The sequence below is a fragment of the Thiogranum sp. genome, from assembly GCF_058323355.1.
This window is the reverse complement of record NZ_JBTTIO010000026.1, coordinates 25,767-36,628: the sequence shown is the minus strand read 5'-3', so window position 1 is coordinate 36,628 and position 10,862 is coordinate 25,767. Positions and strand designations below refer to the sequence as shown.

7 protein-coding genes are annotated in these 10,862 nt (G+C 53.3%); 3 read left to right on the top strand and 4 right to left on the bottom strand.

The features are described 5' to 3' along the window. The 4 genes from ACW81B_RS04420 to ACW81B_RS04405 all read right to left on the bottom strand — a co-directional run. The coding region (locus ACW81B_RS04420) for a hypothetical protein (RefSeq protein WP_491579001.1) at positions 1-1,201 on the bottom strand (1,201 nt) is incomplete at its 3' end. Positions 1,202-1,267: 66 nt separating this feature from the next. Then, positions 1,268-1,900, bottom strand: a complete 633-nt coding sequence (locus ACW81B_RS04415; RefSeq protein ID WP_491579000.1) for a hypothetical protein — start codon at positions 1,898-1,900, stop codon at positions 1,268-1,270. 27 nt (positions 1,901-1,927) lie between these two features. Then, positions 1,928-2,674: a VPLPA-CTERM sorting domain-containing protein gene (locus tag ACW81B_RS04410; RefSeq protein ID WP_491578999.1), complete on the bottom strand. Its 747-nt coding sequence runs from the start codon at positions 2,672-2,674 to the stop codon at positions 1,928-1,930. Between the two features lie 129 nt (positions 2,675-2,803). Next, a complete protein-coding gene (locus ACW81B_RS04405; protein ID WP_491578998.1) occupies positions 2,804-5,968 on the bottom strand; it encodes an AfsR/SARP family transcriptional regulator in 3,165 nt (1,054 codons plus the stop codon). A 645-nt stretch (positions 5,969-6,613) separates the two neighbouring features. Here ACW81B_RS04405 and ACW81B_RS04400 point away from each other — a divergent pair. From ACW81B_RS04400 to ACW81B_RS04390, 3 genes are read left to right on the top strand one after another with little or no spacing between them, the layout of a single operon-like run. After that, positions 6,614-8,029: a form I ribulose bisphosphate carboxylase large subunit gene (locus ACW81B_RS04400; RefSeq protein ID WP_491579004.1), complete on the top strand. Its 1,416-nt coding sequence runs from the start codon at positions 6,614-6,616 to the stop codon at positions 8,027-8,029. A gap of 60 nt (positions 8,030-8,089) precedes the next feature. Further along, complete coding sequence (locus tag ACW81B_RS04395) at positions 8,090-8,428, top strand: ribulose bisphosphate carboxylase small subunit (protein ID WP_491579003.1); 339 nt, start codon at positions 8,090-8,092, stop codon at positions 8,426-8,428. A 43-nt stretch (positions 8,429-8,471) separates the two neighbouring features. Then, positions 8,472-10,790, top strand: coding sequence for a CsoS2 family carboxysome shell protein (locus ACW81B_RS04390; protein WP_491578997.1), 2,319 nt, complete (start codon positions 8,472-8,474; stop codon positions 10,788-10,790). Positions 10,791-10,862: the final 72 nt, after the last annotated feature.

Genomic DNA, 10,862 nt, shown 5'->3' with positions numbered 1-10,862 from the left:
AATCGCAAGTGTTCATTTCCTCGTCAACGGAGCAGCTCTCCTGGGTTGTGACTTCGCAGACGAATGAGAATCCATTTTCATAAAATGAATATGAATTTGTAACAGGTACATTTGAAGTATCCGGACAGGCCGGCTCAGTTTTGTCTTTGCCTGGCGGTTCTTTGGGTGGGGTTCCAGGTGGAGTTTCTGGAGGTTCAGGCTCGGAGGGAGGTGTGTTTATGCAATAATCAAAGTAAGCTTGGCTTATAAAAGCCCCTTTTGTCTGGTAGTTATCTCCCAACGCACTACAGACGCTATTTATGGTAGCGCCGGCATATAGTCCACCTTTATCGTCTGGAGCAGCGAAGCCGAATTGAATAGTTCCAAGGCCTAATGAAGTGACAGTACAAAGTGTTTCTGCCTGGCTTGCAAGCGCATCAAAACCGGATTCGATGGTGTTGGCCCGGATATCGCATCTGTCTTCATTACTTTCCGGTGCACCGGGTGTGAGTTGCCGTGAGCGTGGCGCTCCTGATGACTCGCCCCTGGAGCGTGTCAGGTATTGCGAACCGTTTTCAGAACCCAATACAGTGCCGGCGCCATCGGATAATTCCAGTCGCCAGTTCATCTTTGGAATTCCAGCCAGATTCCTGATGGTAGTCGATTGCTCGATATTTTCCACTACCGACCATCTTTTCTTTCCTGCCAGCGCCGGGATCTGTAAAACAGATCGACTGTACTGTGATACTGCATTTCTTCTTTGCTCCGTAGTTACATCTCGTTTTATCCGGAACAGTACAGTGTATTTATCATAACAGCGTGCTTCAACATTGATTTTCCGAATACCTGTTCCCTTTTTCCCGGCGCGGGTACGAGTGCTGGTGCTAGGGGATTGCGCTGCAAGGATTTTCGCAGAGCATTGCCGGTCAGTAATGCGATAATCAAAACGCTTGCCATTATTTTTCTCTACAGACAGATCTATACAACCTCTTATTCCGGAGTTATTTCTATCTCTGCATTGCTTTACACCCAGAAACTTGTCACCTTCGCGTTTGGCGATCCGGTTTGCCCGTTTGTCATTGATTCGTGCCCCATCGAAGTAATCCGCACTGGGTATCAATTGGTCGGTAATATTTCTTTCATTACGTTTCTGGGCTTCTGCGTGTGCTGATGAAAATATCGTAATAATCATGGCACTAACGACCATTGCTTTCTTTTTCACGAATTCCTTCCTTTGGATCACATTATCGTTATTGATGGGGTCTGTTACTCGTGGCTTCCCCGTAAGTTATGCTTTTCTTCTGCTCGCCACACCGATCATGCCAACCAGGCCACTGCCGAACAGCCAGGCGGTGGCGGGTACCGGTACTGCAGAGACGGCACGGACGACCAACTGCTCCGAAGTTGAACCAGAGCCAGGTTCTCCTGCCCATTCCGTGAATACCTGCGGGTAGGAACCATTACCTTTTCCCTGACGCCAGTTACAGCCAGAGAAGACTGTGCTGAAATAGGGTGTAGCACATGCTGCATCGCCTGTAAGGCCTACATCTGAGGGCGTAGTAAAATCAAAGAAAGCCCCCGAGATCGGGTCAACGTTGTTGCCGACATCAGTATTACTCGGTGGTGGTGCCAGGTATGGAACATTGGCACCGGCAAAGACAAAATCGATTGCATCGGGCGCATAGAGCTGAAGTTCCTCTAATGTGGCCAGACGCCATCCAAACTGGCTCTGGTAGCTTAAATCCAGAGTAGAACTTGGCGTTTGCCCGGAGCCTTGCAAGGGTGCGGCCCATGCCCAGTCAAAACCGTTCAGGGTGATGTATGCATTATCGGGTAAGGGCGCATTCACGAGTGCCGCATGGGCCGGTGAAATTGCCAGGCCCGAGGCCAACGCCAGTCCCAGGATATGTCGTTTTTTCATTGTCACTCTCCACCTATGCCAACAGGATTATTTATTCTTTCGTCTGGCCACACCAATCAGACCAGCCAGGCCGCTGCCGAACAGCCAGGCGGCGGCAGGAACGGGTACCGGGCTATATTCCAGATTAAGATTTGCCGCACTCAAGTTTGTATTTTCAAGTGACGCAAAACGAATGCTTGCAAAGCTGTCCGTTTCGATTCGCAGGGTTAGCAAACCACCACCTGTCAAGGCATCACCCAGTGGCGTCACATCAGTGAAGATAAATGACCGGACATCACCGGCTGAACCACCTTGTGGCGTGCTTGAATTGACGACCTGTGTACCGGGTGCAGCATAATCGGAAATATCAACAACACCATCACCGTTATAGGCAAAGATATCGATTTGTGCCGGGTTACTTCCTGTATTTGAAACAAACCGTGTCAATGTTAAATCGAGACGGGCGCCGGTGATGATATTGCCTGCGAGTGAAGATAAATCGAATTCCAGAATACCATTACGGATGTTGCTACCAGATTGAGAAAAATCGATCGTGGTGCCGGTGGTATCTACAACATCACCACCAAAAGTCTTTGCATCACCATCCGCGGTTGGATTTAAATCAATCAGTGCAGCCTGTGCATTCATGCCTGTACTTGATAGCACGCCGAGGAAGGCCAGCTTTATAATATTCATTCTCATTAGTTTACCCTTATATATTTTATGGTTTCTGTTTTGACCTGAAATATGTTTGACAATGCAGGCGCTGACCGCGCCCAGACGATGTAATTTCATAGTGTTCTCTCCCTTATGTGCCGAGAATTCTGGTTATTCCAGTCCGCTGGTGACCGCCATGGCTGAATCTGGCTAACGCGGGTGCATTCTATGAAACAGGAGGTTACTCAGAGGTAACAGGGGGCGTGTTCAGGCGTCGAGCAGATCGGTTGTCGCCCGGGAGGGGGTGGTGCCGGAGGTGGCGGCGAGGATTTCAACGCATTTTTCGTAGCTTGCCCGGGCTTCGGCGTGCCGGCCCTGCGCCTGGTAGCAGCGGATCAGTCCCTGGTAGGCGATTTCGGCAACCGGGTCCACTTCCAGCAGGCGTTGATGGCAGTGGATTGCGGTCTGGCTGTCTTCACGTTCAATGGCCTGGGTCAGGCTGGAGGTATGCCGAACGAAGCGGCTGCGCAGGTTCTCCCGTTGCGATATCGCCCAGCTGGCGGCTTCGTTGGCGAGAAAATGTCCCCGGTAGTGCTGCATCAGCCGGTTGGCCAGGCTGGCGGCCTGCACGGTGTCGAGATCCCCGATGCGCTGTTCCGCGCGTTCGAACAGGCGGCTCATGGCCCAGGTGTCGACCCAGACGTATTGCTCGTTGAGGCTCAGCCGGTGATTTCTCAGTAGCAGCACATCGAGGTCGCCCAGTGATTTGCGCAAGCGGTGCAGGGTGGTCTTGAAACTGGATCTGGCCTGGTCGCCATCGGCATCCGGCCACAGGGCATCGATGATTCTGTCGATATGCACATCGCGGCCGCCAAACGCCAGCAGAACCTTCAGCAGGTCAAACGGCCGGCTTTCTGCATCCACCGCCTGGTTGTCGACCAGAAGACCAAATCGGCCAAGGGTGTACAGTCTGACAGGCCAGGGCCAATGCTCGCCCATGTACAGGGAATCCTGCGGCGTGTAATGGTAGATACCGATCAGTGCCCGGGCGTAGTCCGGTTCGATATCATGTTCCAGCGCGATGCCGCACAGGGTGCTGACCAGCGTGGGTGGCCAGATGGCCGAGGCTTTCATGTCTTTTTCACGCCCAAGGCGAAAGCATGTTCGCAGATGTTCCAGCATAAGCGGTTTGTCATCCCGCGTGAATGCCAGGTAGCTGCGGATCATGTGGTAGACCCAGTTCCCCGCGCAGGTGCCGATTTCCTCAACAACACTGCGCACCTGCTCAAGGTGTTTTTCCGCAAGCCCGAACTGGCCGGTTTCGATATAGGCATAGGTCAGCATGCCGTGGCTCACCCAGATGGGAAGCGGGGCGCTGGCCTGGTCAACCAGTTCCACGGCGATGTTTCCATGCTGGATCGCGCGTTCGTAGTTGCCGCACAGGGTCTCGTAATAGCCGAGGTGCAACTGGTAGTGCCCGCGGTCCAGCAGACTCTCGCTGTTAACACTCTCGCCATACATGTCGAGCAGCATTTTCATTCTCGGCAGGTCGTGTTTGCAGGCTGAGTGGTAGAGGGCATGGGCCAGCATCAGGCCGGAGAATATCTTGACGCCTTCATGCTTTATTTTCTGTCGGGAGTTATCGATAAATTCGTAACTCAATTCAAACCTGGCGGTCATCCAGTCGTTGGCATAGCTGGTCATCAGCAACAGGGCTTTCAGCAGCAGGTTGTCATCGACCGAGGCGCTGAGTTTCTCGATTCGTTTGCTGATACTGCGCACCTTGGAGGTCTCGCCGATCTGGGCGTAGTAAATGCTGAGCTGCACGCTCGACATGACAATCAGGAACTTGTTGGGCACAAAGCGGTAGATGGTTTCCATTTTAGCCATCCACCCGGGTAACGAGGCATGGTTCGGCTGGATCCAGAAGAGCAATTGTCCGGCGGAGAAGATCAGGTGCCCGCGCGCTTCCATGCCAGGCGCTTTGGGGTGGGTTTTTTGCAACCATTCCAGTTCCTTTATCCAGTGGTCTGCGCCGGAAAAGGAATCGTGCGCAAAGGTATAGGAATCGGCGATACCGCACCAGCTCATGTACAGGCCCAGTACGTCGCCTTCTTCCCGAAAACGCTTATAGGCTTTCTCAAAGACATCGCGTGCCGCATTGTTTTCGTACTGCAGGCGTGACATTCCCTGCCAGTAAATCAGCCAGGGCCTTTGTTCTATGGTCTCGGAAGGCAAAATATCGATCCAGCGTGCGACTTGCTGGTTGCGCCCCTGTTCAATCTGTTTTTTGGCGTGTTTCAGAATCAGGTCGCCCAATGCCGACCAGTTTTCGCCGCGTATCAGCAGCTCGGCTGCCGCATCGATGCCACCCGCGTCAGCAAGCAGCAATCCTGCACGACTGTGCAGCTGTTTGTATTCTTCCTCGTCAAACTGTTCACGCGCCTGGTTGAGCAGGAACTCGCGAAACAGCGGGTGATATTCATAACCCGGGTTCAGCATGCCATGACGGACGGTGAAATATTGTTTGCGTACCAGGTCTGACAAAATCTTCCGCGTTGCGCTGTATCCGGTCAGGCGCTTGCAGATTGACACGGTCATCTTCGGGAACAGCGCGGTTTTGAGCAGGAATTGCCGGGTATCAGGATCGATTTTATTCAGGATTTCCGTGGAAAAGTAGTCGAACAGGTACTCCTGGTTGCCGTCTTCAGGGTCGAACCCGATCTCACCGGGTTCTGTGCCCTGTTCAAGCAGCAGAATAAGTCCCGTTACCCAGCCCTGGATACGCGCATTCAGGTGCTGAATGGATTGAGGCGTGGCGGGGCGGTCAGGGTAAAGCTGTCGGGAAATGGACAGTGTTTCATCCAGCGTGAAACGTAAATCATCCCAGCCGATCAGGGCCAGTTTCCGGTTGGCGACCAGCCGGGTGAAGGGCCGGGGCGGGTCTGTGCGACTGATGACGATGACGTTGATGCCTTCAGGGATTTCGTCGAAAGCACAGGCCAGCATTTTGTAAAGCTCGGCTTCCTGTCCCGCATCCTGGAAGTTGTCCAGTACCAGTAACGATGGTGTACCGAGACGCCGGAACACTTCACCAAAATAGTTGCGGGTAAATTCCTGCACGCCGAGTTGATATTCCGGGGTCAGGGCGGGCAGCTTTTTCCGGCTACGGGTGACGCTTCTGGTAGCCTGTCCCAGGTAATGAAAAAAGGTCGCCATGTCCGCGTCACCCTGGTCGACCTGGTACCACAGCCCTCTGTGGTTCCTGGATTCGATATAAGAGGCTGTCAGGGTGGTTTTCCCGGCGCCAGCCGGGGCACTGATCCAGATAAGTGGTCGGCTCCGCGCCTTGTCCAGGCAGGTAAACAGACGCTCCCGAAGAAGCGCCTTGCTGGCGTCTGGTCGGGTGAGCTTGGCAAGGGTTATAGCCATGATTTGTTTGTGAGCGTTTGCGCCCTTGTTTTTATTCAGTAGCGATGTTCGCAGCTATAGGGGGAAGGCGCAATACTGGCGGTTGAATGAACCTTTACCCGACGGGGTTACTGAAAGTTACTGTGTGGCCCAAGGAGCCTCTGATTCATTCAGAATTTCCGTCATTGCGGGCGAAGCGCGGCAATCTTCTCGTGACTCATCAGACGTTTAGAAATTGCTTCGTAGCTACGCTTATCGCAATAACGAATTAATCAGATGGTTCCACTGCTGCCCCGTTAACCGAAACAAAGAACACAATGGAGCAAGAAGGCGAGTGAAGCAGAAGGGACTGCGTTGAGAGACAACATAGAATCAGGTCGCCGCTTTACTCAACCTACAAAATACAAGGTTTGGCAATAACCCCTGTTACTTTCTATTAATGACGCATTGCCTCATGGTTGGATTTTGCCTGGTCTGTATTGACTCAAATACCAGTCAGATCAATATATTACAGTCAATGTGGGCAGTATTTTCAATCCATAATCCTTCATCTATGCAATGCGTAAGAAAAATCGATTAGTCATGAACCCCGCCTGTTTCTAGACTCCAGCGCAACACAGAAAGGTTTAATTATTCGCTCAATCTAAATCGATGCAGGAGTTAACCATGGCCCAAAAACAATATGATGCTGGCGTAAAAGAATACCGCGATATGTACTGGACCCCGGACTATGTGCCGCTGGATACAGATTTACTTGCCTGTTTTAAATGTACCGGCCAACCCGGTGTACCGCGTGAAGAAGTTGCTGCGGCTGTTGCTGCTGAGTCTTCCACAGGTACCTGGAGTACTGTGTGGTCAGAATTGTTGACCGACCTTGAGTACTATAAAGGTCGTGCCTATCGCATTGAAGATGTTCCAGGCGACTCCGAGTCATTTTATGCCTTCATTGCATATCCCATAGATCTTTTTGAAGAAGGTTCCGTGGTTAACGTACTGACGTCTTTGGTCGGTAATGTGTTCGGCTTTAAAGCATTGCGCCATCTGCGTCTGGAAGACATTCGTTTTCCGATTGCCTACATCAAGACTTGCGGTGGCCCGCCGGCGGGTATTCAGGTTGAGCGTGACCGGTTGAATAAATACGGTCGTCCTATGCTGGGTGCGACCATTAAGCCAAAGCTGGGGCTTTCTGCAAAGAACTATGGTCGTGCGGTATACGAATGTTTACGCGGTGGTCTTGATCTGACCAAAGATGACGAGAACGTCAATTCACAGCCATTTATGCGCTGGCGTGATCGTTTTGAATTCGTCGCCGAAGCTATCGATAAGGCGCAGCGGGAAACGGGTGAGCGCAAGGGCCACTATCTGAATGTGACAGCGGCGACACCGGAAGATATGTATGAGCGAGCCGAGTTTGCTAAAGAGGTCGGTTGTCCGATCATTATGCATGACTTCCTGACGGGTGGTTTCACTGCCAATACCGGGCTGGCGAACTGGTGTCGCAAGAATGGCATGCTGCTGCACATTCATCGTGCGATGCATGCGGTAATCGACCGTCACCCCAAGCACGGTATTCACTTCCGCGTGCTGGCCAAGTGTCTGCGTTTGTCAGGTGGTGACCATCTGCATACCGGTACAGTTGTTGGCAAGCTCGAGGGTGATCGTAACTCTACGCTCGGCTTCGTTGATCAGTTGCGTGAATCCTTCGTGCCTGAAGATCGTTCGCGTGGAGTGTTCTTCGATCAGGACTGGGGTTCTTTGCCAGGCGTATTTGCGGTTGCTTCCGGTGGTATTCATGTCTGGCACATGCCTGCGCTGGTGACTATATTTGGCGATGACTCTGTGCTGCAGTTCGGTGGTGGTACGCAGGGGCATCCATGGGGTAATGCGGCAGGCGCTGCTGCCAACCGTGTTGCGCTTGAGGCATCTGTCAAGGCGCGTAACGAAGGCCGTGAAATCGAAAAAGAAACACGCGATATTCTTACCGAAGCTGCCAGGAACAGCCCTGAACTGGCAATTGCTATGGAAACCTGGAAAGAAATCAAGTTTGAGTTCGATACCGTGGATAAGCTGGACGTCGGCTAATAAACGATATTCGCACCAGGTTTTTTTAGAACAGAATAATTTGAGGACAATGCTATGACCATGAACAAGTCGCAAACAGGTGATTATCAGACCGAAAACACATTGGAAACCTTTGGTTTCCTGCCGAAGTTTAGCCAGGAAGAAGTCTATGCCCAGATCAATTACATGGTGTCTATGGGTTTAACGCCAGCGATTGAACATGAGCACCCGGATAATGCTTTCGATCATTACTGGACAATGTGGAAATTACCCATGTTTGGTGAAACCGACCCGGTTCGGATTATGGAAGAGGTAGACGCGTGTCATCGCAGTTATCCCGACCATCACGTTCGTTTGATCGGTTACGACAACTACACACAAAGTCAAGGTGTTTGCTTCGTCGTTCACGAAGGACGTTGAAGTCGAATTTGTCTGCGAACAACGACAACAGGCAGGGTTAATAATGTCACAAGTTGCAAAATCACTCAGCAGTCGAGAGATTGCGTTGGCACGGCGCAAGGCGTTGTCCAGCAGTGGCAAGGCCGCTATACAGAAAGGTGACAACAACGCGTCGGCCGCCAATGCAGCACGTACAGGCGGTGATGCAAGTCGAAGTGCGGCATCTGCGCTTCCTGCACGGCGAACTGCGCCAGCAGTTTTATCGGGTGGTGGCGCACGCGCGGCATCATTGGCACGGCGCAAGGCACTGTCAAAGCGTGGCAAGGTCGCAGACACCAGCCGTGATCGTACGCGTAATGCCGAGCGTAAGCGCGATACCCGTGCAACGAATAACGAGGCCGTTTCAAAGGCGGGTGTTGATTCGACGTCAACTGATATGACGCAAAAAGATGGTTGCAGGTGCGGATGTAAAGGAAAGCGCTCGACCTCGTCGGCCAGCAGTAGTGCCGCCAGTCGTAGTGCGCACACATCAGTCGTGCGTCGTCGTCCGCTGGCCACTGGTAATACGGGTAAAGCGTTGGCATTGGCCCGGCGTAAGGCGTTGTCAACGCGGGGCAAGGCGGCATTGAGCCGTAACGTGAGTGAAGCACAGGCAGTCAGAGCCAGTAATCCCCGGATGAGTAGTCGTGAATTAGCGCAGGTCGTGCGTGAACAGCGTAGTCGTCGTGGTAATGCAGGGCAGAAGAAGTCGGCGCCTTGTGGTCGTCAACGCAAGGCAAAAAGTCAAGTTGAGCCAGTGGCAGGTGCTCAGGATGCGCCATGGAAAGTCGGCGCAAGCGAAACAGTGAGCGGGCAGGTAGTCACCGGTACGATGGTTGGCCGGAAGGCCAACATGACAGGTGATGAGCCAAGTACCTGCCGCGCGATCACTGGCACCGAATATCTGGGCGCAGACATTTTTCGTGAGTTTTGTCAGGCCGATGCTGCCCCTGTTACGTCGGCGCGCAAGGTGACTGTTACATCAACTTCACACGGTAATGCCGTATCCGGCAATCGCCTGGGGCGTGCCGAAAATGTCACTGGCAATGAACCGGGTACCTGCAAGCGTGTGACTGGCGATGAATATGTTAGTGCCGAGCAGGTGCAGGGCTACTGTGGCGAGTTTGCAGCGAAATCACCCCGCAAGGTTTCGATGGCAGAAACCATGAAGGGCAAAGTGGTTACCGGCAACAATGTCGGGCGTTCGGAAGCGGTAACCGGCGATGAATATGGTATGCGTCAGTCACTGACAGGTACCCAGTACACAAAACCTGCAGAGATTGGGCAGGCGCCTCCCAGGGGTGGCATCAGTACGACGTTGCGTGGCGGTAGTATTACGGGTACCCGGCTTGGGCGCCGTGAACAGATGACGGGCGATGAGGCGGGTAGTTGCCGCGATGTCACTGGCGATGATTACGTTGCCAGGGAACAGTACAACCAGTTTTGTGACAGCGCACCGCAGCCACAGGACCGTAAAGTCGGTGAATCAAAGACTCTGGCAGGTCGTGATGTGACAGGCAGTCTGGCGGATCGCTCTGAGCAGGTTACCGGTAATGAGCCGGGCACCTGCAAGGCAGTAACAGGTACACCCTACTCGGGTGGCGAACAGTATTTGCATTACTGCTCGGCCGAGCAACAACAGGAAGCCATCGCGCGCATGCGCCCGATGGCCAGCGCCTGGGGCAAACCGATGACCGGGCAGCAGCCGGGTGTCAATGGTGTCATGACGGGTGCAGACAAAGGTGCATGTGAAACAGTGAGCGGCACGCCGTATGTTGGTGCCGACCAGGTAGCAGAAGCCTGCCCGGCTACCGCTGCGCAACCAGGCAGTCCTGACTTTCCACAGTCGCTGGAACAGGCTCCATGGGGTGATTTCACTGTCGAGACACCGGCGCATGCTGCCCACTATGACATGAATCCGAACAATGTTACCGGTTCGCAGTACGAGACTGGTGTTATTACGGGTCCCTTCGATATGGCTGATGGCAAGGTGACAGGAACAGAACAGGCACGGTTTGATCGGCCACGTGGGGAGCCAGAGGCGATAGCGAAAACGGCGGAAACCGTTCATGGGCGAGTCAAGTCACGTGTTACGGGTGAGGGCATGGACGGTTCTCGCATCACGGGTGACGACTGGGATCGTGGCGATCGTGTCACAGGTACTGAGGGCGCATCAGCCAGGCGCCGGAACCCGACGTTGCGTCAGCCTGCAGCAGCGCCTATGCCAGCTGCATCCATGACGCGTCGGGAAGATGTGCCTGCGCCGGTTAGCGTGGTTACCGGTGGTAGCGGTAATACCGACAAAGGTTCATTGATAACGTATTCAGGTGGCGCACGTGGCTAACCGCATATCCAGGAAAGGTCTGATTAATTCACCATCCCGGCCTGCGCCGGAATGGCGATTCTGAAAACGATT

Excerpts from the sequence above, each read along its gene's own strand:
- ACW81B_RS04415 (WP_491579000.1), bottom strand. The coding sequence starts at position 1,900 with ATGAAAAAACGACATATCCTGGGACTGGCGTTGGCCTCGGGCCTGGCA.
- ACW81B_RS04395 (WP_491579003.1), top strand. The coding sequence starts at position 8,090 with ATGAACAAGTCGCAAACAGGTGATTATCAGACCGAAAACACATTGGAA.
- ACW81B_RS04410 (WP_491578999.1), bottom strand. The coding sequence starts at position 2,674 with ATGAAATTACATCGTCTGGGCGCGGTCAGCGCCTGCATTGTCAAACAT.
- ACW81B_RS04390 (WP_491578997.1), top strand. The coding sequence starts at position 8,472 with ATGTCACAAGTTGCAAAATCACTCAGCAGTCGAGAGATTGCGTTGGCA.
- ACW81B_RS04400 (WP_491579004.1), top strand. The coding sequence starts at position 6,614 with ATGGCCCAAAAACAATATGATGCTGGCGTAAAAGAATACCGCGATATG.
- ACW81B_RS04405 (WP_491578998.1), bottom strand. The coding sequence starts at position 5,968 with ATGGCTATAACCCTTGCCAAGCTCACCCGACCAGACGCCAGCAAGGCG.